This window comes from Actinomadura formosensis (assembly GCF_050948385.1).
Classification (GTDB): Bacteria; Actinomycetota; Actinomycetes; order Streptosporangiales; family Streptosporangiaceae; genus Spirillospora; species Spirillospora formosensis.
In genome coordinates, this window is the sequence record NZ_CP192011.1 from 1786494 (window position 1) to 1811077 (window position 24584).

The following is a 24584-nucleotide window of genomic DNA, read 5'->3' on the forward strand; positions in this document are numbered from 1 at the left end:
TGCGGATCACGCCGTTTTCTCGCTCGTGTCCTGGGCTGGATGCCCTCGTGCGGCGGCTCCCGTCCGTCCGGTGTGAGGATGGCGCCGATGCCGAGCCCGGGTGCCGCGAGGTGTCCGAGCTGTCCGGACGACCCGGTGAAGCACGTGCGCGAGCAGGGCGGCGGCCGAGCCCAGCGCCGCACCGAGCAGAACCCCACGGTGACGGCGGATCACTGATTCCCGCCGCCTCCCCAGATCGGGCAGAGGCGGCCCCTGCGCTTCCGCTGCCTGGTACATCTCGTCCACGATCCGGTGGAAGCGGCGTTCCCGGCGCGTGGCGGAAGTGGCGATGCGCGTCTGCCGGGCCTTGGCCCAGAACCGGCGCGCGGGCTCGCCTTTGAACAGCGTGGATGCGACCACACGCAACAGGCGCTCGTCCATCGTCTTCAACTCGAAGGACATCTGCCAGTTCGAGAAGATCAGGTTCACATAGATTTCCTGGAGGTCCGCGTCGGTGTCGTGGCCGGGGGGAAGGGGACCCCAGGCCCGGCGGTACAGCGGGTTGTCCAACGCCATCTTCAGCAGTTCGAGATGTGCCAGCCGCTGGCCCTGCTCCCGATTCACCTTGGTGTCGCGTGCTTGGAGAACCAGCGTTACCACGATGCCGGCGAGAGCGAACGCCGACAGCAGCGCGGAGGCCGCGCCGTAGGTCTGCCCGATGAAACTCAGCCGTTCCCAACGGGTCGCGTCACCCTGGAACAGGCCGAGCGCGACGGGGGACGCCCCGACCAGCCCGACCGCGAGCACGATGAGGAGGACCAGCAGGACGGTCAGCCCGGTACGCCTGCCGCCGCCCCCGGTGAACCGCGTTCGCGCCACGTCTCAATGCTGCGCGTGCGGCGGTGGCAGCGGCGCTATCTCCCGGGCGAAGTAGGAGGCGAAGTCCTCGCCGCCGTCCCAGAGCGCGGCCATCTCGGTCCGGCACTCGTCGATGACCTTCGGGTCGACGATCCGCCGGGCGCCGTTGTGCACGCCCGCCCGGTCGTAACGGACCTCGTACAGCGCCGCCGTCCCGAGGATGACGACCTCGGGCAGGAGCCCGTCTTCCTCACGGTCGCGGACGGCGTCCGCGTCCACGACGCGGATGCCCTCACCCGCCTCCGCCCGGACCCGCAACGCCTGCATCTCCCACTGGAGGTAGGGGGTGACCGGAAGTTCGGCGACACGAACTCTCCGGTACTCGAAACCTACGTTCTTGAACCGCTGCCGGAGTGCGTCGAGTCCCTGGGCCTCGATTTTCATCGCTTCGTCCCAGTCGCCGCACATGAACGCGCGGTAGCTGGCATCGCCCTCTTCCTGGAAGGTCTGCCGCCTTTCGAGCTTCCAGAAGTAGTCCTTGATGTCAGTAAAACGCGACTTGGCGTCGGACGCGTATTCTTCTGGGGTGAGGAAAGCGGCGGGGAGATTCGGTACTCGATCAAGCATCTGGGATGTCCGATTTGGCGGCTATGACCAGGTTGCGGGGCAAGATGACGATCCGCTCGTCAGGACCGACGCTCACGCCCGCGGGTAGCTGATCGCGATAAACCTCGGTCAGGTCGCGGCCTATGGCGGCCACGTCACCGTTGGACAGCTCCCACAAGTCCGGACACGTCATGTCTTCCTTGGTGTCACCCAGCTCATGTGGTGACTTGCCCAGCCGCCGCGCGAACCGCGCGGCGGGATCGGCCCCCCACATCCTCGCCATAGCGCCCCGATCGTCCGTGACAGCGGTTCAATCACAGGGTTCCATGAACATCTTATTTCAACAATGTTCCGGCCCGCTGACGCATTTTCGGTTCTGGGAATCCCGCGATTTCGGATTACCACTGGAAGATATGTCGCGTGGGCGGTCTCTAGTGGTGGCGGACGTGGTGCCGAGCCGGTTCGAGGATCTGATCCCGGTGCCGGAGGGCGTACGGAATATGAAGGCGCAGGTCGTGCCGTTCGCGGCGGGCGGGCAGCCGGACCGCCGTGTCGTTCAAGGGGCTGCTCAGGGAGTTCGGGGGCCCGGGGCCGCGGCGGCGTGTGCCAGGTGCTCCGCGGCCGTGTCCGGGCGGCCGAGCCGCCGGGCGAGCTTCGCCAGGACGGCGTGGGTGGAGCCGGCGCAGGCCAGCGCCGAGCCGACGACCTGGAGCCGGTCCCGGTACGGGTACAGCAGCCGGTACATGGCCGCCGGGTCGGGGGTTCCGAGAACGGCGGCGATCTCGCCGAGCTGGCCGTGTTCGAAGTCCGAGGCCCAGGTCTGCTCGCGCGGCAGCCGGTCCAGGCCCCAGCGGCGGAGCAGATGCCGGGCGCGCTCCCGCTCGCCCGCGTCCAGCAGCGCCAGGACGGCGGTGGGACGCAGCGCCGTGTTCTCCGCCCGCGGCGCCGCGGCGAGGAGCTCGTCGAGCCGGCCGGGGACCCGCCCCCTGACCCGGTCCAGCACGGTGAGCTGCATGAGGCGGGCCCATTGCCCGCCCCACACGCTGGTCCGGCTGTGCTGCCGGTGCGCCTGCTCGATCAGTTCGAGGGCCGTGTCGTCGTCGCCGCGGAAGATCGCGTACCCGGCCTGCTGGTAGGTGTGCTGGACCTCCAGCTCGGTGATGCCGAGGGTCTGCACCATGTGCCGGGTCCATTCGAGGCCGTCCTCGTACTCGGCGATCCGGCCGAACTTCAGCTGCACCGAGAGCAGGTGCATGCGCGCGATCACCTCGGTGGCGGCCGGCAGCCCGGCGCCCGCCAGCGCGAGCGACTCCTCCAGCGCGGCGATCCTGGCGGGCTCCCGCTCCGGGACCCAGGAGGCCATGACGTAGTTGTTCAGCGTCCGGCCGCGCAGCTCCGGGTCGCCGATCCGGCGGGCGATCTCCACCGCCTCCTCGGCCAGCCGTTCGCCCTCCGGGCGGTCGGGCCCGTAGTACAGCTCGACGGCCAGGGTGCCCAGCAGCTCGGCCCGCCGGCGCGGATCGCGCGTCTCGGCGATCAGGTCCCGCAGCAGCGCGACGAAGCCGGGGTCGACGGTGCCGTAGGGGCGCCAGTTCCACAGCGTCACGCCGCCGAGGACGGACACGGCGTCGGCGAGCCGCTCCCGGTCCCCGGCCCGCCGGGCGATCTCCACCGCCTCGTTCAGCACCGCGTCGGCGCCGCGCACGTCGCCCGCCAGCCGCAGCTCCCCGACGAGGGTCATCAGCGTCCGGTAGCGGCGGTCCTCCCCGTCCCCGCCCGGCGGCAGCACCGCCAGGGCCCGCTCGCGGTGCCGGGCCGCCTGGTCGAACGCGAGCCGCCTGCACGCCTCGTCGGCGGCCCGGGAGCAGGTGCGGAAGGCGGGCTCGGACGCGGTGCCGCCGGCGGCGTGGAAACGGTGCCGCGCCAGGTCGTCCAGGCGGCCGTCCCCTCCGTGGACGGCCTCGATGGCGTCGGCGAGGAGCGCGTGCAGCTGCGTCCGCTCGCCCGGGGCCAGCCGCGCCGACAGCGCGTCCCGGGAGATGTCGTGGACGAACCGCCACCGCCACGTCTCCTCGTCGTGCCGGAGCAGCCCGCTGTCCAGCGCCGGTTCCAGCGCGGTCACGACCTGCGCCGGGTCCATCCGGACGGCGTGGGCGAGGATCCCGATGTCGATCTCGGCGCCCGCGAGCGCCGCCAGCCGCACCAGGACGCGGGTGCGCTCGGGCAGCCGCTCGAAGCGGCGCTCCACGACGTCCCGGACGGTGGCGGGCACCTGCGGCCGGGAACGCCCGTCCACGTCGTCGTGGAACCGGAGCAGCTCGGCGAGGAAGAACGGGTTCCCGCCGGTGCGCTCCCGCACCGCCGCCGCGTCCGGCAGGCCGTCGCAGTGCCCGCCGAGCAGGGCCTCGACCTCGGCGACGGAGAGCCCGGACAGCGGGAGCCGGTGGACGGCGCGCTCGCGTCCCAGCAGGGCCAGCGTGTCCTCCAGCGCCGCCGGGTCGAGCGCGTCGGTGGACCTGCACGTCGCCACGATGCCGCACGGCAGGCCGCGCAACCGCCCGATGAGCAGCCGCAACGCCTGCAATGATCCCGCGTCGGCCCATTGCAGGTCGTCCAGGACGAGCAGCAGCGGGCCGGTGCGGGCGGCCCCGACGACGGCGCGGGCGATGGCCTCCAGCAGGCGGAAGCGCTCGATCGCCAGGTCCTGGGTCCGCGTGGCCGCGCGGTCCCCGGCGAGGCCCGCCGGACGGCTCTGCGCGCCGCCCGCGAAGGGGGGCCGTTCCACGCCCAGCTCCTGGAGCACCTGTTCCCAGAGCCAGAAGGGCGGGGCGCCCAGGTCCTCCACCGCCCGCGCCCATACGACGTTCATGTGCCGTTCGCGGGCGATCCACGCGGCGGCCTCGGCGAGCGTGGTCTTGCCGATCCCCGCCTCGCCCTCCAGCAGCACCATCGTCCCGGTGCCCCGGCGGGCGGCCTCGATCCCGGCCCGCAGCTCGCCGAGCTCGCGTTCGCGTCCGACGAGTCCCGGCACGGAGCCCGCTGCCTGCTCGTCCGGGGGCACCGCAGGCTCGGGGGCCGTCCGCCCCGTGCTCGCGGACGGCCCAGGCCGCGCGACGTCCGGCGGGATCCGCGCCTCCGGGACGGGGGCCGCGGTGGCGACCTCGCCGAGCGAGGGGTCGCGGCGCAGGATCGCGCTCTGCAGGCCGGCCAGCTCCGGCCCCGGGATCAGCCCGAGTTCCTCGTCCAGCAGCCGGCGGCAGTCCTGGTACGCCTTCAGCGCGTCCGCCTGCCTGCCGTCGCGGTAGGCGGCGAGCATGAGCCGCGCCCAGTACCGCTCCCGGAGCGGCTGTTCGCGGACGAGCGTCTCGGCGGTCGCGGCGGCCAGGTCCGGGCGGCCGCATCCGAGCAGCGCGGCGGCCCTGCAGTCCAGCGCGCGCAGCCGCAGCTCCATCATGGCCTCGGCGTGCCCGGCCAGGTCGGGGTCCTCGGCGACGTCGGCGAAGGGACGTCCGCGCCACAGCGCCAGGGCGCGGTCCACGGCCTCCAGCGCGGCGGCGTGGGCGGCCCGCTCCACCAGCCGTTCGCCGTCCGCGACCAGGGCGGCGAACAGGCCGGTGTCGACCTCGCCGTCCGCCGCGTCCAGCAGGTACCCGGGCGGACGGGTCACGATCGCGCCCGTGGCCGTGCGGGTCCTGCGGGACGGGTCGAGCAGCCGCCGCGCCTGGGAGACGTAGACCTGGAGCGTTCCCACCGCGGAGGCCGGGGGGTCACCCGACCACAGCCGGTCGACCAGCCGGTCGACCGACACGACCCGGCCGGCGTCCGCGATCAGCAGCGTCAGCAGCGCGCGCAGCTTGCCCGATCCCACGACGATGGGCGTGCCCGCCGCGTCGGTCACCTCCAGCGGCCCCAGTACCCGGAACCGCGGCACCCCGGCGGTGGCACCGGACTCCCGCTCGAAATCGCCTTCCACCCGCCCCCGCTGTGGTGCCCGTGTCCCTGTGCCGGCCTGCCCGGTCGCCACTTAAGGACGGCTTGTGTCCGGCCTTAACGGCGCCGAACAGGCCAAATCTAACCCACCGCAAAGGGTGCCCCAAGTGGTGCCTGCGAGAACGGATGTGCCGCCCGCCGCTCGGCACCGCCGAGAAGATCCCAGACAGGAGAGATCACCGTGACCACCATGTCCCTCCCGGACCTCGACGGCCTTCGTCAGCAGGTCTCCGGCCCGGTCCTCACCCCCGGCGACCCCGGCCTCGACCGGGAGGTCGCGCCGTTCAACCTGACGATCCGGCACCGTCCCGCGGTCGTCGTCGGCGCGACCGGAGCGGCCGACGTGGCGGCGGCGGTCGGGTTCGCCCGGCGGTACGGGCTGCCCGTCGCCGTCCACGCCACCGGGCACGGCTCCGTCGCCCCGGTTGCGGGGGCCCTGATCGTCAACACCGGCCGCATGCGCGGCCTCACCGTCGACCCGGCCACCCGGACCGCCCGGGTCGAGGCGGGCGTCACCTGGGCCGAGGTGATCGAGGCCGCCGCGCCGTACGGGCTCGCCCCGCTCTGCGGCTCGGCCCCCTCCGTCGGCGCCGTCGGCTACACGCTCGGCGGCGGCCTCGGACCGATCGCCCGGACCTACGGCTTCGCCGCCGACCACGTCCGGTCCCTGGAGGTCGTGACCGCCGACGGCCGCACGCGGATCGCGGACGCCGGCACCGAGCCGGACCTGTTCTGGGCCCTGCGCGGCGGCAAGGGCGACTTCGGCATCGTCACCGCCATGACGATCGGCCTGTTCCCGGTCGCGAGCCTGTACGGCGGCGGGATCTTCTACGCCGGCGAGGACTCGGCGCGGGTCCTGCACGCCTACCGCGCGTGGTCCCGCGACCTGCCCGAGTCGACCACCACGTCCGTCGCGCTGCTCCGGCTGCCGCCGGTGGACGAGCTGCCGCCGCCGCTGCGCGGCCGGTTCGTCGTCCACCTGCGCGTCGCCCACGTCGGCGACCAGGCCGAGGGCGAGCGGCTGCTCGCGCCGATGCGGTCGGCCGCCCCGCCGATCATCGACATGGTCGGCATGATGCCGTACACCGCCATCGGCGCCATCCACAACGACCCGACCGACCCGATGCCCGTGTGGGAGCGGGGCGCGCTGTTCCGCGAGCTGACCGAGGACGCCGTCCAGGCCCTGGTGGACGTGGCCGGACCGGGCGCCGAGGCCCCGCCGCACATGGTCGAGGTGCGCCATCTCGGCGGTGCGCTGGCCCGCGCACCGCAGGTCCCCAACGCGGTCGGCGGACGGGACGCCGCGTACTCGCTGCTCGTGCTCGCCCCGCCGCCCCCGCAGGACATGGCGGCCCTGGTGCGGCCGCTCGGCGAACGCGTCATCGACGCCGTCCGCCCGTGGACGACCGGCGGTGCGCTCCTCAACTTCCAGGGTGCGGCCACCGCGCCCGAGCAGGTCGCGGCGGCCTGGCCGCCCGACGTTCACCGGCGGCTCACGGAGCTGAAGGCCGTCTACGACCCGGCCGGAATGTTCCGCTTCGGCCACTCCATCGGCATCCCAAACCCCACCGCCGACTAACGGCCGCCGAACGGCGATCGTCCTGGAAGAGCCCACCCGCCCCTTCCAGGACGAAATGCCCATCGCCCCGACTCCCACCTCATCCAAGTGAATCACCGAGCGCGCGGCGTGCCACCACACCGGCGCGGGCGGGGAACGACTCCCTGACGGACTGGGCCACTACCGCATCCGTAACGTGGTGTGGTCGTCCCCGCCCGTCAAGGCGAAGGTTCATGGGCCGCCGGTGGAGAAGCCGACATAGATCTCGATGTCCTCGATCGCCTGCTCCGCATATCCCGCGATACGTGGATCGTTCATCGCTGAACGGAGTACGGGGAGCGCCCGATCGATATCAATCGACTTGTGTATTCTTGCGATATGCCCCAGGCAGGTCATGGCCGTGGCGCGGACTTGCCAAGACGGATGGTCTTTCAGCGTCAGGCACTGATCCTGTACCCATGTTCCATCTTCGTCATGGAGTGCGAGACCCACGAGCGCCTCCTGAACCGCGTCGTCATCACCATCGGTGAGTGCCCGTTGCAGTTCGTCCCGCCGCGCGGGCGGCACGTCCGCGTACTCCATCAGAGTATTTTGCCCTTCTTGTTCACGAGCCCCGCCCGCCTCCCGGCACGATGCCTCTGACCCGTCCCCACTTCCGGTATACGGCCTACCGGCTGGAGGCGCTGCAGCGCTATGACGTCTCCTACGAAAAGGAAGAGTTCGCGCTCTTCCTGGCCGGGCAGGCGCGTGGGGGATTCCCGGGGATCGCCGACTGGATCGAGGGAAACGTGCGGCCCGCGAAGAAGGCGGGGAAGCGCATGCACCGGGTGCATGTCGTCGAGGAGCCCCTTTCCGACTACGTCCGGTTCGAATGCGCCTGGTCCTACGAGCACACCGTCCCGGCTGGGGAGGATGTGCGGATCATCCCGGTCGGCCGTGGCGAGTGGCCGGAAGGCATCCCCCGCCGTGACTACTGGCTCTTCGACTCCTGCCGCTTCGTCACGATGCATTACGAGCGGGATGGAGCGTTCGCGGCGGCGGAGATCATCGATGACCCCGAGGAGATCGTCCAGGCGAACCACTGGCGGGGTGTTCGTTGTAGTGGTGACACGTCAGCATGGGTGCCAAGTTCTGCCGCCGGGTGCGTAGCAGCGCGGTCCCGTATAGCCCGGCCCGGCTCCGCCGCCGCCGGCCTTTTCTGAGCTTCTCGGCCGCTTTATATGTTCGGGCTTGTCCTTGGGGATGTCTACCTTCCATTTCTTCTTGTCATGATAAAGCGTTACCCTGCTGCCGTCGTCGAGTTCGGGTGTGCAGAAATTGATGGTGCCGTTCTCCTGGCCTCCCGGCGGGATGTCGTGCTCAAGGTCCAGTGAGTCTGTGCTGGACCACACTGTCTGACCTGCGGCGTTCACCAGGGTGAAGGGGTTCGGGAAGTTGAAACCCGTGCTCAGATGGATAGGGGCGTATCCATGGTTGAATACCTTGACGCGCGCTATTACGCAGTTCTCGCCGTCGACTTTGCCGCCTTTCGCGGAGATGACGGTGTAGCTTACGGCATCCTTGGCCGGCTCTTGTTCCTCGACGGGTGCCGGCAGTGTTCGGGGATCGTCATATGTGTAGTCATCATTACCGGCGGCCATGCAGCCTGCGATGAGCACAAAAATCCCCAAAAGGCAACCGCAGCCAGTGCCCAGTGTTGAATAATTGTCTTTGGAGCTCATTTTGAAGTGTGGGTCGGTGACCTTGAAGTCGGGCCGCCACCTGAGCGGATGCCCCTGGAAGTGTCGATGAGTGTTGTATGTTAGCGTTGTCAACACGCTGAAATCTATACCGAGACGCTCACATTACATGTAACATGCCGGGCATGGGCGTGAAGGTGTACGGAGAGGACGTTTGAGGACGCCGTCGAAAGTGCGTTGATCGCGCACGGATGGGCGCGGGGCGAGCCGGGAACTACGACCGGGAGCTGGGGCTCGGCACGGCGGAGCCGGCGGTGTTCCTCGTGCGGACGCAGCCGGAGCAATGGGAGCGGCTGCGCGGCGCCTACGGGGAGGACCCGGCGCGGCCGTTCGCGCGGCTCGTGGGCAAGGAGATCGGCGTGTGGGGCGCGCTGGACGTGCTGCGCACCGGTGTGAAAGACAAGGGCATCCGATTCCGGCTCGTTTACTTTCTGCCCGCGCACACCCTCGCGGCGGGGACGCTGGACGACTAGAACGCGAACCGGCTGACGGTGACGCGGTAGCTGCACTACTCGGCGGACGAGCCCGGTAAGTCGGTCGATCTGACGTTCTTCGTCAACGGGATCCCGGTGGCGTCCGCCGAGCTGGAGAACGCGGCGACCGGACAGACCGTCGCCGACGCGCGCAGGCAGTACCTGCACGTGGAGGACGCGGATGCGAAGGCGGGCAAGATTCCGTCCTTCAAGCCGTTCGCGGTGCACACGCAGCCGCTCATCTTCCCCCGCTACCGCCAGTGGCACGCAGTGAAGTCGCTGATCGCGGACGCGCGGGAGAAGGGCGCGAGGGCGGAGAAACGGGTGGTGGCTTCACATAGAGGGCGTGTGGTGGGGGAGTAGTAGCCGTGTGACGGCGGTTGTCAGGTGGGGACCCCGTGGTCGCGCAGGGGGCCGAGGGTCAGGCCGGTGGCGCGGCAGCCGGCCACGACCTCGGGCAGGGCGGCCAGGGTGGCCTTCCAGGCGCCGGGTGCCGAGGTGACGTCGCTGTCGTGCAGGAGGAGCGTTGCGCCGCCCCTGAGGTCCGGCGCGAGGGTCTCCAGCACGGAGGAAGGGGTGGCGGAGGCCGTCCAGTCTCTGCCCCAGGCCGTCCACAGGACGGGACGCAGATCGCTGCGGCGGGCCGCGAGGAGGGCCTCGGTGCTCAGGGCGCCGTATGGGGGGCGATACCAGGACGGGGTCACGCCGCAGACGTCCTCGATGAGGTGGACGGTGCGGCGGATTTCGGTGGTGACGCGGCCTGGGCGGGTCGTCAGGGGGTTGTCGTGGTGCCAGCCGTGGACGGCGATCTCGTGGCCGCCCGCGACGATGCGGCGGCCGGCGGACGGGTTGCGGCGGAGCATCGTGCCGAGGACGAAGAACGTCGCGTGGCAGCCGAGGCGGGCGAGTTCGTCCAGGAAGAGGGGTGTCGAGCGGGCGTCGGGGCCGTCGTCGAAGGTGAGGGCGACATGGCGGGGGCCGCCGCGGCCGGCGAGGCGGGGCGTCAGCCGGCGGACCGGGGGGAGCCAGGTCACCGCGGGCAGGGTGTGCCCGAGGAGGACGGCGGCCAGGGCGGCGGGGACACGGCACGGCATGCGGACAGTTTCACCGGGGGGAGAGCAAGCGATGGGCAAACGAGTGTTAATTCTGACGGCGGGCATGGGGGCCGGGCATGACGCGGTCGCGGCGGAACTGGCCCGCCGGATGACGGCGCAGGACGTCGAGGCGTCCGTCCTGGACGTGCTGGACCTGGTTCCGCTGCGGCTCGGGCACGGGCTGCGGCGGATGTACGCGGGGATGGTCCGGTCCGCGCCGTGGCTGTACGAGGGGATCTACCGGTCGTTCTTCGTGTCCCGCCGTCCGCCGCCCGCGTCGCCGCTGACGGCGCTGATCGCGGCGCGGCTGGAGCGGCGGTTACGGGAGCCGGCGCCGGACGCGGTCGTGTCGACGTTCCATGTCGCGGCGCAGGCGGCCGGGCGGCTGCGGGACGCGGGGCGGCTCACCGTGCCGTCGCTGGTGCTGGTCACCGACTTCGCCGTGCACCGGATGTGGCTGCACGCGGGCAATGACCGCTACCTGTGCCCGGACGAGCGGTCCGCGCGGACGGTGCTGGAGCGGACGGGCCGTCCCGCGACCGGTCACGCGCCCGTGGTGCGGCCCGAGTTCCGGCGGGCGCGGCGTGCGGGGGACCGGCTGCGCACCGTGGCCGGGGCGGCGCCGGACGACCGGCTGGTGCTCGTTTCGGCGGGTGCGTGGGGAGTCGGGCGGGTCATGGAGACGGCGCGCGGCCTGGCGGCGTCCGGGCGGTATGTCCCCGTGGTGCTCTGCGGGCGGAACGAGCGGCTGCGCCGCCGGGTCGGCGGCGTCGCGCTGGGCTGGCGGGACGACATGGCGGAGCTGATGGCGGGCGCCTACGCGCTGGTCGACAACGCGGCCGGGCTGACGTGCCGGGAGGCGTTCGCGTGCGGGCTGCCGGTGATCTCCTACCGGCCGATTCCCGGCCACGGGCGGGACGGCGCCGTGGCGATGGCACGCGCCGGGCTGAGCCGTTACGCGTGCTCGCCCGGCGAGCTGGTCGAAACGCTCGACCGGCTCAAGGACGAGGCGGTGCGCAAGAGGCGGATCCGCAGGGCCGGTGCGCTGTTCGACGCCGTCCCCGCCGAGCGCGTCATCCGCTCCGTGCTGGGGTGACGGTGTGCTCCTCGTGCAGCAGGGGGGAGCGGGCGATCCCGATGCTGCCGGCCAGGATGAGCGCGACGCCGATGACCTCCGGGACGATCCACGGGCCGCCCCGGACGTGCTCGTCGAACAGCAGGAGGCCCAGCATGATGCTCGCGACCGGGTCGGTCACCGTGAGCGCGGGCTGCACCGCGACGAGCGTGCCGGCGTGCAGCGCGCTCTGCAGCATCATCAGGCTGGCGAGGCCAGTCAGCGCCATGGCGTAGATCGGCCAGGACGTGAGCGCGGTGACGATCCCGTCCGCGAAGTCCTCGGTGACCTCCTTCATGAACGCGGCCGTCAGCGCGAACCCGAGCGAGGTGGTCACGCCCAGCAGGACGGCGCGGACGGGCCCGCTGATGAACCACGCCGCCGCCACCAGCCCGGCGGCGCAGCCCAGCGTGCCCGCCACCGCGATGATCCAGGCGGCGCCGCCGGGCTTGCCCTGGCCCCCGGACGGCGAGGCGGCGGACAGCAGCACGGCGAGGCCCACGGTGAGCAGCAGGACCGCCGCCCAGGGGACGCGCCGGAACCCGCGCGGCGGCAGCCAGGCGATGAGGATCATGGTGAACGGCAGTTCGGAGGCCAGGATCGGCTGGACCAGCGCGAGTCCCGCCTGCGACAGCGCCGCGGCCTGCAGCAGGAACGCGATGATGAGCGCGGCGATGCCGCCGAGCCACAGCGGGCGGCGCAGCATCTCCAGGATGAGGGCCGGGCTGAACGTCCCGGCGGGCGCGGTCTTGGTGGCACGCCGCTGCAGCACGGAGGCGAGGGCGTTGCAGGCGCCGGTCAGCACCCCGAGCAGGACGGCGATCAAGGGCTTCTCACCCCATCCGCTGACACGGCCACGCGCTCGCCCGGTTTGCCCAGGTACGGCGAGCGGCCGAGGACGATGATGCCCGCGACCATCGCCGCGAGCCCGAGCGTCTCCAGCGCGAGCCGGGGCGGCGAGACCCGTACCTGCTCCCCGAAGATCGCGATGCTGAGCGCGATGCCGGTGAGCGGCTCGGCCGCCGTGGTGGCGGGCAGCGAGATCCGCAGCGGCGCCGCGTCGAAGGCGCTCTGCGCGAACAGCAGCCCGAGCGCCCCGATGACCAGCAGGCCGTAGGGCTGCCAGGTCAGCAGCGCGGGGGTGAACCCGTGGTCGACGCGGAGCAGGACGCTGCGGGTGAGCGTGTCCTCAAGCCCGTAGAGCAGCCCTGCGCCGCACGCGAGCAGTATCGCGCGGACGCGCAGGTCCCGGTGCAGGCCGCCGACCGCGCACAGGGCCGCGAGCAGCAGCACGGCCGCCCCGGCCGCCCAGCGGAACGACAGCGCGCCGGGCGCGGTGCCGCCCCGCGGCAGCCCGACCCCGAGGAACAGCGCGACGCCGCCGGTGAGCAGCAGCGCCCCCTGCCATTCGGTGCGGCCGAGCCGCTCCCGGTAGATCACGTGCGCGGCGAACAGCGCGAAGATGAGATTGGTGGTGAGCACCGGGGTGACCTGCGTGACGTCGGCCATGTTCAGCGCGGCCGCGAAGATGATCTGCCCGGTGATCATCGAGCCGATGCCGGCCAGCCACAGCCGGCTGCGCAGCAGGTCCAGCAGCAGCCGCGGGTGCAGGATCTTCTTCAGCGGCTCCCGGAAGGCCGCGTGCTGCTGCGCCACGAACCCGAGCCCGATGAAGCACGCCGCCACCACGGCGATGGCCATCCCGAGAACGCTCATCCGAACCCACGATCCCCCCGGCCGGTCCGTCAGGGTCCGCCCCTACCCGAGGGGCGCGGACCGAACCGGACATCGTCCCCGGACGAGGCCGGATCCCGGCTCCGCGCGGGCGGAGAAGTCCGGCCACACGCGCCCGTGGCCGGATTTTCCGCGGCGCGTGGTCACAGGTCGGTGGTGATGATCTTCTCGATGTTGCGTTCGGCGAGGGCGGTGATGGTGACGAACGGGTTGACGCTGGTGTTGCCGGGGATGAGCGAGCCGTCGATGACGTAGAGGCCGGGGTAGCCGGGCAGGCGGCCGTAGTTGTCGGTGGCCTTGTTCAGGACGGCGCCGCCGAGCGGGTGGTAGGTGAGGTGGTCGCCCCAGATCTTGTAGGCGCCGAAGAGGTCGGTCCGGTAGACCGTCCCCTCCTTCTGGTTGATCTTGTCGAAGATCGTCTTGGCCATGTCGATGCTGGTCTGCTTCCAGGCCGTCTGCCAGTTCAGGTCGGCCCGTCCCGTCGCGGCGTTCCAGGAGAACTCGCCCCGCCGCGGGGTGTTGGTGATCGCCAGGTAGAAGGAGGCGTAGGTCTCGATGCCGGTGGGCAGCGGCGCGATCTCGGCGAACGCGCCGCCGGCGTCCCAGTTGTCGATGCCGCCGGTGGGCATGGACGACTGGAGGCTGCCGGTCGGGTCCCACATGTGGTTGGCGCGGCCGCACATGACGTTGCCGTTCTCGCCCCAACCCTTGCCGATCTCGCCGTTCAGGCCGGGCAGCGCGCCGGTCGCCTTCAGCTTGACCAGGAGCTTGCTGGTGCCGACGCTGCCGGCCGCGAAGAACACCCGGTCGGCGGTCACGGTCTTGGTCGCGGTGGTGGCGCCGGTCGTGTCGATCTGCTCGATGACGACCGTGTACCCGCCGCCGGACAGGGGCGACACCGACGTCACCTTGTGCAGGGGCGAGATGGAGACGCGGCCGGTGGCCTTGGCCTGCGCGAGGTAGGTCTGCTGCAGCGACCTCTTGCCGTAGTTGTTGCCGTAGATGACCTCCGCTTCCAGTGCCGACTTCGGCACCGCGCCCGCGGCCTCCTGCTTCATGTAGTTGAAGTCGTACACGTTCGGGACGTAGACGAACTCGAACCCCGACCGCTGGGCGTGCTTCCGCCCGACCCGGGCGAACTGGTAGCAGGCGGTGGTGTCGAACCAGGTCCGGTCGATCTCGTTGACGCCCAGGCCGGCGTTGGCGCGCGGGTAGTACACGTTGTACATCTCGTCGGCGTTCACCGAGGGCAGGATCGCGGCGAACCGCGACCGCTTCGGAGTGACCGCCATGCCGCCGTTGACGAGCGACCCTCCGCCGACGCCGCGGCCCTGGTAGACGGTGATGCCGGGGAACTCCTCGGCGTCCAGGATGCCGGTGTAGCGGGGGACGCCCTTGTCGAGCGGGTAGCCGAGGAAGTTGCTGAGCGGCTGTTTCGTCCGGGTCCGCAGCCAGTAGGACCGGTAGTCGGGCGTCCGGGTGTTGGCGAAGATCTTGCCGTCCGAGCCCGGCGTGTCCCAGGCCATGCCCATCTCGACCATGTGGACGTCGACACCCGCCTGGGCGAGCCGCAGTGCGGCCACGGAGCCGCCGTAGCCGGTGCCGATGACCAGGGCGGGCACGCGGGCGCCGTCCCCGATCGGCCCGGCGGCCGCCGGGGCGGCGGACGCACCGGTCCGGCTCATCAGCCCCAGCCCCAGAATGGAACCGGTTCCGACGAGGAATCCGCGGCGCGATACGCGGCCGGGTTCTCGTTTGGGCATGGTGAAGTCACTCATGCGTGACCTCCCTCACTGGTGCGGAGAATGGAACAGGTTCTATATGGCTGTGAAAGGGAAGTCACTAGCTACTCAAAAGTAACTTTCTTGTCGTCACGCACCTGTGTTACCAGGTCACGGACGGTTAACCAAGTGCTTGCTTGGACATCGGCGCCGGGTGCGCGCCGCCCCTAGACGTCCTCGATGTGGGCGAGCTTGTCGGGGTTGGTGACGGCGTAGATGCCGCGGATGCGGTCGCCGTCCGGCCCTAGGTCGAGCACCATGACGGCGAACGGCGCGTCCGCCTCGAACAGGACCGCCGACGGGTCGCCGTTGACCGTCCGGTACCGGATGTCCAGGTTTTCGGGGCCGCGCGTGGCGGTGCCGGCGATGACGCGCCCCACCTTGTCGGCGCCGTGGATCGGGCGGAGCGCCGCCGCGCGCTTGACCTTGCCGCCGCCGTCCGTCCACAGCATCACGTCCGGCGCCAGGAGGTCCATCAGCGAGTCCAGGTCGCCGCCCAGGGCCGCCTGGAGGAACCGCTCCGTCACCTGCCGCTGCACCTTCGGGTCGGCCTGGTAGCGGGGACGGCGCGCGTGGACGTGCTCGCGCGCCCGGTGCGCGAGCTGCCGGATCGCGGACGGGCTGCGGTCCAGGATCGGCGCGATCTCGGTGTGCGCGTACCCGAACACCTCGTGCAGGACGAACACCGCCCGCTCCAGCGGCGTCAGCGTCTCCAGGACGACGAGCAGCGCCATCGAGACCGTCTCGGTGCGCTCGGCGGACTCGTCCGCGCCCGCCTCGCTCACCAGCGGCTCGGGCAGCCACGGCCCCACGTACGCCTCCCGGCGGCGGCTGATCGCGGCCTGCCGGGACAGCGCGGTGTTGACCGCGACCCGCACCAGGTAGGCGCGCGGGTTCTCGATCTCGCCGGCGTCGCCGTCGCCGCTGCGGGCCGCCCACGCGAGCCACGCGTCCTGCAGGACGTCCTCGGTGTCGGCGACGCTGCCCAGCATGTTGTAGACGACCGAGAACAGCAGCTCCCAATGGTCGGCGAACACGCTTGTCGCGGTCTCCCCGGCGATGTGCTCCGGCATGGCCCGTCCTCCCGTGCGCTCACCCCTCAGAGAGCCCGCACGCCCGAAGTGTGACATCCCCCGGCGGAATGTGATGTGGACCTCATCCGTGGGCGACGGCGTCACACTCGGGGCCTTTCACCGCCTCCTGGGTCACGAAACCACATGGACTCGGAGGACCTCATGGCGAACTCGCAACCGTCCTTCCTCGCGACCGGGCGCGGCAAGCTGACGCTGACACTGCTGTGCACGATCGCGTTCCTGGACTTCATCGACGCCTCGATCGTGAACATCGCACTGCCCGCGATGCGCAGGGCTCTGGACTTCTCCCTCCAGGACCTGCAATGGGTGCCGTCCGGCTACCTGCTGACCTACGGCGGGTTGATGCTGCTCGGCGGCCGGCTCGCCGACCTGCTCGGCCGCCGCCGTGTCGTGGTGACCGGCACCGTGCTGTTCTCGCTGTCCGCGGTCATCGGCGGGCTCGCCACCACGCCCGGCATGCTGATCGGCGCGCGGCTCGCGCAGGGCGCCGGTGCCGCACTGATGCTGCCGGGCACGCTGTCGATCCTGACCACGATGTTCAAGGAGGGCGGCGACCGGGGCAGGGCGCTCGGCGTGTGGGGCGGCGTCGCGGGCGGCGCGTCCGCCGCCGGGGTGCTGCTCGGCGGGCTGCTGACGGAGGGGCCCGGCTGGCGCTGGGTGATGCTGGTGAACGTCCCGGTCTGCGTCCTGGTGATCGCCGGGCTGTTCCTGCTCGTCGAGGGCGACCGGCGCACCGCGCGGCTCGCGAACTTCGACGTCCTCGGCACGGTCCTCGTCACCGGCGGGATGCTGCTGCTCGTGTTCACCCTGGTCAAGGCGCCGGAGGTCGGCTGGGACGCGGCCCGCACGATCGGCGGCCTCGCCGGGTCGCTGGTCCTGCTGCTCGCGTTCCTGTTCAACGAGCAGCGCGGACGCAACCCGCTGCTGCCGCTGTCGATCTTCCGCATCCGGGGGCTCGCGGCGGCGGACGTCACCCAGCTCGTCGCCGTCGCGGGCATCGGCTCGATGTTCTTCTTCCTCAGCCTCTACATGGTGAACGTCCTCGGTTACTCGCCGCTGGAGACCGGCTCGGCCTACCTGCCGCTCTGCTTCGGCGTCGCCGTCGCCGCGGGCGTCTCGTCCCGGCTGCTCACCAGGATCGGCACCCGCCCGCTGATGGTCTCCGGGCTGCTGCTCGCGGGAGCCGGCGTCTACTGGCTGTCGCGCATCCCGGTGGACGGCTCCTACCCGACCGACCTGCTGCCCGGCCTGCTGATCAGCTCGCTGGGGCTCGGTGCCGCGTTCGTGGCCGTCACCACCGCCGCCAACGCGGGCGTCCCGCCGGACCAGGCCGGCCTCGCCGCCGCGCTGCTCAACGCCTCCCAGCAACTCGGCGGCGCGCTCGGCCTGGCGATCTTCACGGCGGTCGCCACGTCCCGCACCAACGCCCTGCTCGCGGACCGGACACCGGTGCCGCAGGCCCTCACCGCCGGGTTCTCCCGGGCGCTGCTGGCGTGCGGCGTCTTCCTGGCCGCCGCGGCCGCCGTCGCACTGCGCGCCGCGAACAGCCACGGTGAGGCGGCCGAGGCCGAGATCGCGCCGGACCTCGAACCCGAACCCGTCAGGTAGCCGACATGTTCGCCGTGCCGGGGGGACGGATGAGGAACGTGCCCGCCACCACCACCAGGCCGGACACCGCCAGCACGAACTGTGCCGGTGCCAGGCCGAGGGGGGACGCGCCGGCCTCCGTCAGGAGGTCGGCGGCGGCGCCCGACAGCAGCGCCGCCAGCGCCAGCCCGAACCGCAGCACGGCGTGGAACGCGGTCAGCGCCAGGTTGCGCTCCACCCCGTCGAGCGCCTCCTGCAGGTAGGTGATGCCGCCCACCAGGGCGCTCGTCGCGGCGGCGCCGAACACCACCGCCCCGGCCAACGACCAGGCGACCGACCCCACCAGGCCCATCGACGCGATCACCACGCCCTGCGCGGTCGTCCCGAGCTTGATCTGCGTCATCAGGTCGCCCGCCTTGCGGTGGACCAGCAGCAGGCCGGTGAGCGCGCCCACCCCGAACAGCGCCACCAGCGCCCCGAACTCGACCGGGCCCGCGTCCAGGACGTTCCTCACGAACACCACGCCCAGCGAGAACAGCGCGCCCAGCCCGAGCGCCACCACCGCCACCCCCGGCAGGACGCTCCGCACCACCGGAAGCCTCAGCGCCTTGAGGAAACCGCCCCGCGCCTCCCGCTCGGTGTGCTCCATCCGCCGCTTCTCGGCCGGACCCGGCCCGAGATCGGGAATCGACCGGATGGCGAGGTAGGAGACGAGGTAGGTCACGGCGTCCAGCCAGAAGACGACGACGTACCGCCAGTTGCCCTCCCAGCCGGCGATGCCCGACACCCACTGCAGCAGGCCGAACGCGCCCGCGCCCACCGGGATCATCCCGTACGAGGTCGCCATCGTGATGCCGTTGGCCAGCTCCAGCGTGGCGGTGTCGTGCTCGCCCTCGTTCTCCTCGATGAGGAACGGGATCGCCGCGTCCCGGGCCGGCAGGAACACCAGCCCCACCACCTCGATGAGGAACGCCCAGAAGTACACCCACCCGAGCCACGGCACGAGCGGCAGCGCCACCGCCATGCCCGCCTGGACCAGGTTCGACCACAGCATCACGCCGCGCCGCCGCCACCGCGTCACCACCCGCGCCGCCACCGGAGCGCCCACCGCGGACGGGAACAGCCGCAGCACCAGCACGCCGCCCACCGCCGTCGTGGAGCCGCTCAGCTGCAGGACGAAGTACATCAGCGCGAGCGTGCCCATCCAGTCGCCGAACGAGGAGATCGTCTGCCCGACGATGAGCCGCCGGAAGTCCCGGCGGCTCAGCTGCTCCCTGAGTCCCATACGGGCTCCATCCCCGGACTCGCGTACCGCGACGGCGCATCGGGATAGGAATCGGACAGCAGGGCGGCGAGCGTCGCGGCGGCCGTGTCCCAGCTCCAGTGCTCGCAGGTCCACCGCCGCCCGGCCGCGCCCATCGCGGCGGCCCGCCCGGGGGAGGCGAGCAGCCGGTGCAGGGTGAGCGCCAGCTCGTCCGGCCGGGTCGCGTCCACCAGGACGCCCGTCCGCCCGTCGAGCAGGGACGCGGGGCTGCCGCCCGACCGCCCGACCACCACCGGCAGCCCCGCCGCGGACGCCTCCAGCACCGACAGGCCGAGGCCCTCGGTCTGCAGCCCGCGCCGGTCGTCCCGGCACGCCAGCGCGAACACGTCGGCGGCGGCGTAGTAGCGCGGCAGGTCCGCCACGGACACCGGGCCGGTGAGCGTGACCGTCCCGGGGCCGTAGCTGTCCGCCAGCTCGGTCAGCCGGTGCCGCATCGGGCCGTCCCCGACGATCACCAGCCGCGCGTCCGGGCGCCGCCGCACCACGTCCGCCCACGCGCGCAGCAGCATGTCATGTCCCTTGCGGCGGACGAGCCGGGCCACGCTGAGCACCACCGGCCCACCGCCGAGCCCGTGCCGCCGCCGCACCGCCGACCCGTCCAGACCCGGCCGGAACCGCACCGTGTCCACCGCCCCCGCCAGCCGCACCAGCCGCGTCCGGTCCCCGACGGCGCCCGCCAGCTCCGGCAGCGTCGCCTCGGACAGATGGGTGAGCGTGTCGAACGACCGGGCCGCCGCCCGCAGCGCCGCCCGCGTCGGCGGCGCCCGGAACCAGCCCAGCTCCTGCCCGTGCGCCGACCCGACCAGCCGCCGCACCCCCGCCGCCCGCACCAGCGGCGCGTACATCCCGAACGGCGCCGCCGCCGTGATCCACCCCGCCTCGACCCCGTACCGCGCGACGATCCGCCGCAGCCCGCGGAACAGCAGATACCCGTGCCGCCGCACCACCGGGAAACCCAGCCCGGCGTCGAACTCCGCGGCCCCCGGCCCGGCCGGCGCCACCACGACCATCCGCTCCGCGGGCAGCCGCCGCACCAGCTCCCAGGTGAACGTCTGCACACCCCCGGCCTCCGGCGGAAAGTGCCCGGTCAGCACCAGGGTCCGCGGTATCTCCATGCGGTGACGACTTCCCGTGAGGACGTGAGCCAATCCTGCTGCGGGTCCCGTCAAGGCCCCTCGGTGCTCAGTGGACGATGACGGCGTCGGGCGGGGCCGCCTTGTCCTGCGTCCAGCCGTCGTGGCCCGCGTCGGCCTGCCAGTGCTTTCCGGCGTACCGGACCTCGGTCAGCCCGTACGCCTGCGCGTGCGTCACCGCCCACGCCGCGACGGCCCAGCCCGCCCGCGGGTTCGTGACCTTTACCGCGTTCCAGGATTCGGGACGGGACGGGGCGCCCTGGGTGAGGGGGCTCGGGCCGCCGACCTTGAGGCGGCTGCCGAACGCGCGGCGCATCTCCCGGATCGCCTCCGGGCGGCGGGACGCGGTCTTCTTGCCCGGCGGGTACCAGCAGCGCGCCGTGGCCGGCTCCCGTCCGGTGAACGCCGCCGCGAGGAGCTTGCCGTCCCGCTCGTGCTGGGCGTAGGCGCTGCCGTCCGCGCTGCGCTGCACCCGCTGCGCCGCGTCGTGCAGGTCACGGTCCAGATAGTCCTTCACCTTGACGAGGGCGTCGAAGAACTTGCTGGTCGACTGGACGGGGTCGCGGAGCTTGTCGGGGGAGCCCCAGCCCTGCGACGGGCGCTGCTGGAACATGCCCACCGAGTCGCGGTCGCCCCCGGCCAGATTGTGGATGTGCGACTCCTGGATCGCGGTCGCGTACGCGATCACCGCGGCGCGCTCGGGCAGCTGCTTGCGGAACGCGACCGCGGCGATGGTGGCGGCGTTGGCGCCCTGCTCCAGGTCGAGCGGCATCGTCCCCTGGCTCGTGCGCACCTCGCAGCCGGATCCGTGCAGATACGGCCGGACCCGGTCGAACAGCACGAACCCGCCGACGGCCAGCAGCATCACGCCGACGGCCAGGCCCACCGCCCAGCGCAGGCCGCGGCGGCTCCCCCCGCCGTCCGCCCCCTCCTCGGGGCGCTCCTTCAACCTCGCCCAAACAGCCACGCGAAGAAGGTACCGGGGAATGGCCCCCAGTAAGCTCATGAGGCATGACCGAAACGTTCAGCAGCCCGATCTCCGGCGGCATCGACGAGCTGTGGGAGCGGCGCGCCGACCTCACCCCGGACGACGCCGACGCGCGCGCCGCCATCGTGGCCGCCGTCGACCAGATCGACACGGGCGAGGCCCGCGTCGCCCGCATCGACCCCGCGACCGACGACGTCGTCGTCGACGAGCGCGCCAAGCGGGCGATCCTGCTGAGCTTCAAGGTTCTCGGCATGGCCCGCGCCCAGGTCGGCGACTTCCGGTACCACGACCGCATCCCGCTGAAGAGCCGGCTGGACGGCGTCCGCGTCGTCCCCGGCGCCATCGCCCGCTGGGGCGCCTACCTCGCGCCCGGTGTCGTGCTGATGCCGTCCTTCACCAACATCGGCGCCTACGTCGACTCCGGCACGATGGTCGACACGTGGGCCACCGTGGGCTCCTGCGCGCAGATCGGCAAGAACGTCCACCTGTCCGGCGGCGTCGGCATCGGCGGGGTGCTGGAGCCCCCGAACGCCAAGCCCGTCGTCATCGAGGACGAGGCCATGATCGGCAGCCGCTCGATGATCGTCGAGGGCGCCCGCGTCGGCCGCGGCGCCGTCGTCGGCTCCGGCACGAACCTGTCCGCGTCCATGCCCGTCATCGACGTCGAGACCGGCGAGGAGATCAGCCGCGGCCGCATCCCCGACTGGTGCGTCGCCGTCGGCGGCACCCGCTATAAGGAGTTCAAGGGCGGCACCTTCGGCCTCCCGGCCGTGCTGATCCTCAAGCGCCTGGAGGAGGGCCGGCGCCACGACAAGGCGTCCCTGAACGACATCCTCCGCGACCACGGCATCAACACCTGACGGAGTGCCCCCCCCCGGCGGCGTGCCCCCTGCCCGGGGCGCGCCGTGCGGCAGGCGTCAGGGGGGCGGGATCTCGGTGATCTTGAGGGGACGGGCGGTGAGGACGGCGGCGGAGGCGGCGTAGCCGGGGCCCGGAGTCAGGTCGGCCAGCCGGACGTCGGGGACGGCCGCCTCGCCGTCCCAGGCGAGAACCTCGGCGGGAGCGTCGGGGGCGGAGACGTGGATGTCGGTCATGGGCGCGGCCAGGCCGTGGCCCGTCGCCTTCAGGAGGGCCTCCTTGCGGCTCCAGTAGGCGTGGAAGCCGCGTTGCCGGTCGGCCATGGCGGCGAGGGCCTCCCGCTCGCGGGCGGTGAGGACCATCTCGGCGAGCCGGTCGATGTCGCGGTCGCTCTCCCGCTCCACATCCACCCCGACCTCGGCGCCCTCGGCGAGGACGAGCACGACGCGGTCCCCGGAGTGGGAGAGGGAGAAGTTCAGTTCGCTGCCGGGGAGGCGGGGCTTGCCGTGCTCACCGCCGCAGTGCGGGCAGCCGGTGGTGAAGCGGATCGCCTCCGGGGCCAGCCCGGTCGCCTCGGCGAGGACGGTGCGGGCGAGGAAACGGCCGGTGACGAAGCGGGCCTTGTCCTCGGGACGCAGGAAACGGTCGTAGCGGTCGCGTTCCCGGTCGTCGAGCAGGGCGTGCATCGGGGGCTCGTCCACCGGGACCGCCCAGCGGACGGCGCACTCAAGCATCTCCACGACTGCGATGATAGATAGCCTTGCTGCCCATGCGGCTTGATCTCTTCTCAGATGTGGCGGAGCTGACGGCGGCGATCGTCGACATCGAGTCGGTGAGCGGCGCGGAACGGGTCCTCGCGGACGCCGTGGAGGAGGCGCTGCGGGCCCTTCCGCACCTGGTGGTCGAGCGCGCGGGCGACAACGTGGTCGCGCGCACCGAGCTGGGGCGCGGCGAGCGGGTCGTGCTCGCCGGGCATCTCGACACCGTGCCGCTGAACGGCAACCTTCCGTCGCGGGTGGAGGGCGACCGGCTCTACGGGTGCGGCACCACGGACATGAAGAGCGGCGTCGCCGTCGCGCTGCGGCTCGCCGCCACCGTCACCGAGCCGACCCGTGACGTCACCTATGTCTTCTATGAGTGCGAGGAGATCGAGGCGGAGCGCAACGGGCTGCGGAAGCTGGCGGCGACGCGTCCCGAACTGCTCGCCGGGGATTTCGCCGTGCTGATGGAGCCGACGGGCGCGCTGATCGAGGGCGGCTGCCAGGGCACGATGCGCGTCGAGGTCACCGCGAAGGGGGAGCGGGCGCACAGCGCCCGCGCCTGGACGGGGTCGAACGCGATCCACTCGGCCGGGCGGATTCTCGACGTGCTGCGCGCGTACGAGCCGGCGCGTCCGGTTGTGGACGGCCTCGAATACCACGAGGGCCTGAACGCCGTGTTCATCTCGGGCGGCGTCGCAGGGAACGTCATCCCGGACGAATGCGTCGTCACCGTGAACTACCGGTTCGCGCCCGACAAGTCGCCGGCCGACGCGGAGGCGTATCTTCGGCGAATCTTCGCCGGCTTCGAGGTGACGGTCACCGATGCCGCGTCCGCCGCGCGGCCTGGGCTGACGCATCCGGCCGCCGCCGCGTTCGTCGCGTCCAGCGGGGCCGGCGTCCGCGCCAAACTCGGCTGGACGGACGTCGCCCGCTTCGCCGAACTCGGCGTCCCGGCCGTCAACTACGGGCCCGGCGAACCCACCCTCGCCCACACCAGGGACGAGTACGTCGAGATCCCGCTGATCGCCGAGTGCGAGCGACGTATGCGCATGTGGCTGGCCGCTCCTACTACCGTGGCCCCATGACTTTGGATGCGAATTCCCCGGCGCGGCGTCAAGGACCGGCCATGCTGCGGGGACGGGCCGTCCCGCAGACCACCACCGACCAGCGGCTGCTGGACACCCGCGGCCCGGTCGACTGGGTGCACGCCGACCCCTGGCGCGTCCTGCGGATCCAGGCGGAGTTCGTCGAGGGCTTCGGCCTGCTGTCCGAGCTGCCGAAGGCGGTCAGCGTCTTCGGCAGCGCCCGCACCAAGCCGGACTCGCCGGACTACAAGCTCGCCGTCGAGATCGGTGCCCGGCTGCACGAGGCCGGCTACGCCGTCATCACCGGCGGCGGCCCCGGGATCATGGAGGCGGCCAACAAGGGCTGCGACGAGAGCGGCGGCCTGTCCGTCGGGCTCGGCATCGAGCTGCCGTTCGAGCAGCGGCTCAACGACCACCTCGACATCGGGCTGGAATTTCGCTACTTCTTCGTCCGCAAGACGATGTTCATCAAGTACTCGCAGGCGTTCGTGGTGCTGCCGGGCGGTTTCGGGACGCTGGACGAGCTGTTCGAGGCGATCACCCTCGTGCAGACCAAGAAGATCACCCGGTTCCCGATCGTGCTCGTCGGGACGGACTTCTGGGGCGGCCTGATCGACTGGGTCCGTTCGACCATGCTGCCCTCCGGGAAGGTCTCCCCGTTCGACCTCGACCTGATCCACCTCACCGACGACCCGGCCGAGGTCGTGGAGGTCGTGGTCGAGGCGCACATCGCGGCCGAGCGGCGGCTCCGGGAGGAGCAGGCCGCCGTCGATGCCGCCGCGGAGGGCGCCGGCGAGTGATGCCTCCCCCGATGCGACCGGAAGGCCC

At 72.0% G+C, this 24584-nt stretch carries 25 protein-coding genes; 9 read left to right on the top strand and 16 right to left on the bottom strand.

All coding sequences use genetic code 11. The annotated features are described in order from the left end of the window. Positions 1-6 precede the first annotated feature (6 nt). The 5 genes from ACQP1N_RS08385 to ACQP1N_RS08405 form a co-directional block, all read right to left on the bottom strand. Positions 7-858 (bottom strand): DUF6082 family protein, encoded by an 852-nt coding sequence (locus ACQP1N_RS08385; protein WP_433230208.1) that lies wholly within the window; start codon positions 856-858, stop codon positions 7-9. A gap of 3 nt (positions 859-861) precedes the next feature. Continuing rightward, on the bottom strand, positions 862-1464 hold the full coding sequence (locus tag ACQP1N_RS08390) for a DUF6879 family protein (protein WP_433230211.1): 603 nt from the start codon (positions 1462-1464) through the stop codon (positions 862-864). Beyond that, on the bottom strand, positions 1457-1726 hold the full coding sequence (locus ACQP1N_RS08395; protein WP_433230214.1) for a hypothetical protein: 270 nt from the start codon (positions 1724-1726) through the stop codon (positions 1457-1459). Before ACQP1N_RS08395 ends, ACQP1N_RS08390 begins: the two co-directional genes overlap by 8 nt. Positions 1727-1874: 148 nt before the next feature. Next, positions 1875-2003: a hypothetical protein gene (locus tag ACQP1N_RS08400; RefSeq protein WP_433230216.1), complete on the bottom strand. Its 129-nt coding sequence runs from the start codon at positions 2001-2003 to the stop codon at positions 1875-1877. 8 nt (positions 2004-2011) lie between these two features. Continuing rightward, positions 2012-5416: a BTAD domain-containing putative transcriptional regulator gene (locus ACQP1N_RS08405; protein ID WP_433230218.1), complete on the bottom strand. Its 3405-nt coding sequence runs from the start codon at positions 5414-5416 to the stop codon at positions 2012-2014. Positions 5417-5623: 207 nt separating this feature from the next. Between ACQP1N_RS08405 and ACQP1N_RS08410 the strand changes: the two genes are divergently transcribed. Beyond that, a complete protein-coding gene (locus tag ACQP1N_RS08410) occupies positions 5624-7012 on the top strand; it encodes an FAD-binding oxidoreductase (RefSeq protein WP_433232624.1) in 1389 nt (462 codons plus the stop codon). A 210-nt stretch (positions 7013-7222) separates the two neighbouring features. Here the strand turns inward: ACQP1N_RS08410 and ACQP1N_RS08415 are convergent, their stop codons facing one another. Then, positions 7223-7573, bottom strand: a complete 351-nt coding sequence (locus tag ACQP1N_RS08415; protein WP_131732799.1) for a HEAT repeat domain-containing protein — start codon at positions 7571-7573, stop codon at positions 7223-7225. A gap of 50 nt (positions 7574-7623) precedes the next feature. On the opposite strand from ACQP1N_RS08415, the gene ACQP1N_RS08420 reads away from it, so the two are divergent. Beyond that, a complete protein-coding gene (locus tag ACQP1N_RS08420; protein WP_067800178.1) occupies positions 7624-8193 on the top strand; it encodes a DUF6879 family protein in 570 nt (189 codons plus the stop codon). Here the strand turns inward: ACQP1N_RS08420 and ACQP1N_RS08425 are convergent. Continuing rightward, positions 8104-8808: a hypothetical protein gene (locus tag ACQP1N_RS08425; RefSeq protein ID WP_131732798.1), complete on the bottom strand. Its 705-nt coding sequence runs from the start codon at positions 8806-8808 to the stop codon at positions 8104-8106. The genes ACQP1N_RS08420 and ACQP1N_RS08425 overlap by 90 nt on opposite strands. Positions 8809-8921: 113 nt before the next feature. Here ACQP1N_RS08425 and ACQP1N_RS08430 point away from each other — a divergent pair, with 113 nt between their 5' ends. Both ACQP1N_RS08430 and ACQP1N_RS08435 read left to right on the top strand, forming a co-directional pair. Next, positions 8922-9203, top strand: coding sequence for a hypothetical protein (locus ACQP1N_RS08430; protein WP_067800181.1), 282 nt, complete (start codon positions 8922-8924; stop codon positions 9201-9203). Positions 9204-9299: 96 nt separating this feature from the next. Next, positions 9300-9566, top strand: a complete 267-nt coding sequence (locus tag ACQP1N_RS08435) for a hypothetical protein (RefSeq protein WP_067800184.1) — start codon at positions 9300-9302, stop codon at positions 9564-9566. Between the two features lie 20 nt (positions 9567-9586). Here the strand turns inward: ACQP1N_RS08435 and ACQP1N_RS08440 are convergent, their stop codons facing one another. Continuing rightward, positions 9587-10297, bottom strand: a complete 711-nt coding sequence (locus ACQP1N_RS08440) for a polysaccharide deacetylase family protein (protein ID WP_433230224.1) — start codon at positions 10295-10297, stop codon at positions 9587-9589. A gap of 31 nt (positions 10298-10328) precedes the next feature. Here ACQP1N_RS08440 and ACQP1N_RS08445 point away from each other — a divergent pair, with 31 nt between their 5' ends. Continuing rightward, positions 10329-11393: an MGDG synthase family glycosyltransferase gene (locus ACQP1N_RS08445; protein ID WP_433230227.1), complete on the top strand. Its 1065-nt coding sequence runs from the start codon at positions 10329-10331 to the stop codon at positions 11391-11393. On the opposite strand, the gene ACQP1N_RS08450 is transcribed toward ACQP1N_RS08445, so the two are convergent. The 4 genes from ACQP1N_RS08450 to sigJ form a co-directional block, all read right to left on the bottom strand. Then, positions 11371-12237 (bottom strand): DMT family transporter, encoded by an 867-nt coding sequence (locus ACQP1N_RS08450; RefSeq protein WP_433230230.1) that lies wholly within the window; start codon positions 12235-12237, stop codon positions 11371-11373. The two genes, ACQP1N_RS08445 and ACQP1N_RS08450, sit on opposite strands and share 23 nt — an antisense overlap. Continuing rightward, positions 12234-13127: a DMT family transporter gene (locus tag ACQP1N_RS08455; protein WP_433230233.1), complete on the bottom strand. Its 894-nt coding sequence runs from the start codon at positions 13125-13127 to the stop codon at positions 12234-12236. Before ACQP1N_RS08455 ends, ACQP1N_RS08450 begins: the two co-directional genes overlap by 4 nt. A 161-nt stretch (positions 13128-13288) precedes the next feature. Further along, positions 13289-14923, bottom strand: a complete 1635-nt coding sequence (locus ACQP1N_RS08460) for a GMC oxidoreductase (protein WP_433230235.1) — start codon at positions 14921-14923, stop codon at positions 13289-13291. A gap of 170 nt (positions 14924-15093) precedes the next feature. Beyond that, positions 15094-15999, bottom strand: coding sequence for an RNA polymerase sigma factor SigJ (gene sigJ, locus ACQP1N_RS08465; protein WP_433230238.1), 906 nt, complete (start codon positions 15997-15999; stop codon positions 15094-15096). A gap of 162 nt (positions 16000-16161) precedes the next feature. Here sigJ and ACQP1N_RS08470 point away from each other — a divergent pair, with 162 nt between their 5' ends. After that, entirely contained in the window at positions 16162-17628 is a 1467-nt protein-coding gene (locus tag ACQP1N_RS08470; protein WP_433230241.1) for an MFS transporter, read from the top strand. Here the strand turns inward: ACQP1N_RS08470 and ACQP1N_RS08475 are convergent. The 3 genes from ACQP1N_RS08475 to ACQP1N_RS08485 all read right to left on the bottom strand — a co-directional run bounded on the left by ACQP1N_RS08475 (position 17621) and on the right by ACQP1N_RS08485 (position 21031). Then, entirely contained in the window at positions 17621-18892 is a 1272-nt protein-coding gene (locus tag ACQP1N_RS08475) for an MFS transporter (protein WP_067800210.1), read from the bottom strand. The genes ACQP1N_RS08470 and ACQP1N_RS08475 overlap by 8 nt on opposite strands. Beyond that, positions 18871-20046, bottom strand: a complete 1176-nt coding sequence (locus ACQP1N_RS08480) for a glycosyltransferase family 4 protein (protein WP_067800214.1) — start codon at positions 20044-20046, stop codon at positions 18871-18873. Before ACQP1N_RS08480 ends, ACQP1N_RS08475 begins: the two co-directional genes overlap by 22 nt. A gap of 67 nt (positions 20047-20113) precedes the next feature. Then, positions 20114-21031: a hypothetical protein gene (locus ACQP1N_RS08485; RefSeq protein WP_242608923.1), complete on the bottom strand. Its 918-nt coding sequence runs from the start codon at positions 21029-21031 to the stop codon at positions 20114-20116. Between the two features lie 44 nt (positions 21032-21075). Here ACQP1N_RS08485 and ACQP1N_RS08490 point away from each other — a divergent pair, with 44 nt between their 5' ends. Further along, complete coding sequence (locus tag ACQP1N_RS08490) at positions 21076-21912, top strand: 2,3,4,5-tetrahydropyridine-2,6-dicarboxylate N-succinyltransferase (RefSeq protein ID WP_067800218.1); 837 nt, start codon at positions 21076-21078, stop codon at positions 21910-21912. 57 nt (positions 21913-21969) lie between these two features. Here ACQP1N_RS08490 and ACQP1N_RS08495 read toward each other — a convergent pair whose 3' ends face one another. After that, entirely contained in the window at positions 21970-22644 is a 675-nt protein-coding gene (locus ACQP1N_RS08495) for a 4'-phosphopantetheinyl transferase family protein (protein ID WP_433232627.1), read from the bottom strand. Positions 22645-22679: 35 nt separating this feature from the next. Between ACQP1N_RS08495 and dapE the strand changes: the two genes are divergently transcribed. Together dapE and ACQP1N_RS08505 are read left to right on the top strand one after the other, a co-directional pair. Further along, entirely contained in the window at positions 22680-23756 is a 1077-nt protein-coding gene (gene dapE, locus ACQP1N_RS08500; RefSeq protein ID WP_067800224.1) for a succinyl-diaminopimelate desuccinylase, read from the top strand. Then, entirely contained in the window at positions 23753-24556 is an 804-nt protein-coding gene (locus ACQP1N_RS08505; RefSeq protein ID WP_067800227.1) for a TIGR00730 family Rossman fold protein, read from the top strand. The genes dapE and ACQP1N_RS08505 overlap by 4 nt, the downstream gene beginning before the upstream one ends. Positions 24557-24584: the final 28 nt, after the last annotated feature.

Excerpts from the sequence above, each read along its gene's own strand:
- ACQP1N_RS08395 (WP_433230214.1), bottom strand. The coding sequence starts at position 1,726 with ATGGCGAGGATGTGGGGGGCCGATCCCGCCGCGCGGTTCGCGCGGCGG.
- ACQP1N_RS08490 (WP_067800218.1), top strand. The coding sequence starts at position 21,076 with ATGACCGAAACGTTCAGCAGCCCGATCTCCGGCGGCATCGACGAGCTG.
- ACQP1N_RS08445 (WP_433230227.1), top strand. The coding sequence starts at position 10,329 with ATGGGCAAACGAGTGTTAATTCTGACGGCGGGCATGGGGGCCGGGCAT.
- sigJ (WP_433230238.1), bottom strand. The coding sequence starts at position 15,999 with ATGCCGGAGCACATCGCCGGGGAGACCGCGACAAGCGTGTTCGCCGAC.
- ACQP1N_RS08415 (WP_131732799.1), bottom strand. The coding sequence starts at position 7,573 with ATGGAGTACGCGGACGTGCCGCCCGCGCGGCGGGACGAACTGCAACGG.
- dapE (WP_067800224.1), top strand. The coding sequence starts at position 22,680 with ATGCGGCTTGATCTCTTCTCAGATGTGGCGGAGCTGACGGCGGCGATC.
- ACQP1N_RS08420 (WP_067800178.1), top strand. The coding sequence starts at position 7,624 with ATGCCTCTGACCCGTCCCCACTTCCGGTATACGGCCTACCGGCTGGAG.
- ACQP1N_RS08460 (WP_433230235.1), bottom strand. The coding sequence starts at position 14,923 with ATGAGTGACTTCACCATGCCCAAACGAGAACCCGGCCGCGTATCGCGC.
- ACQP1N_RS08430 (WP_067800181.1), top strand. The coding sequence starts at position 8,922 with ATGGGCGCGGGGCGAGCCGGGAACTACGACCGGGAGCTGGGGCTCGGC.
- ACQP1N_RS08495 (WP_433232627.1), bottom strand. The coding sequence starts at position 22,644 with ATGCTTGAGTGCGCCGTCCGCTGGGCGGTCCCGGTGGACGAGCCCCCG.
- ACQP1N_RS08475 (WP_067800210.1), bottom strand. The coding sequence starts at position 18,892 with ATGGGACTCAGGGAGCAGCTGAGCCGCCGGGACTTCCGGCGGCTCATC.
- ACQP1N_RS08455 (WP_433230233.1), bottom strand. The coding sequence starts at position 13,127 with ATGAGCGTTCTCGGGATGGCCATCGCCGTGGTGGCGGCGTGCTTCATC.
- ACQP1N_RS08390 (WP_433230211.1), bottom strand. The coding sequence starts at position 1,464 with ATGCTTGATCGAGTACCGAATCTCCCCGCCGCTTTCCTCACCCCAGAA.
- ACQP1N_RS08480 (WP_067800214.1), bottom strand. The coding sequence starts at position 20,046 with ATGGAGATACCGCGGACCCTGGTGCTGACCGGGCACTTTCCGCCGGAG.
- ACQP1N_RS08410 (WP_433232624.1), top strand. The coding sequence starts at position 5,624 with ATGTCCCTCCCGGACCTCGACGGCCTTCGTCAGCAGGTCTCCGGCCCG.
- ACQP1N_RS08470 (WP_433230241.1), top strand. The coding sequence starts at position 16,162 with ATGGCGAACTCGCAACCGTCCTTCCTCGCGACCGGGCGCGGCAAGCTG.
- ACQP1N_RS08440 (WP_433230224.1), bottom strand. The coding sequence starts at position 10,297 with ATGCCGTGCCGTGTCCCCGCCGCCCTGGCCGCCGTCCTCCTCGGGCAC.
- ACQP1N_RS08505 (WP_067800227.1), top strand. The coding sequence starts at position 23,753 with ATGACTTTGGATGCGAATTCCCCGGCGCGGCGTCAAGGACCGGCCATG.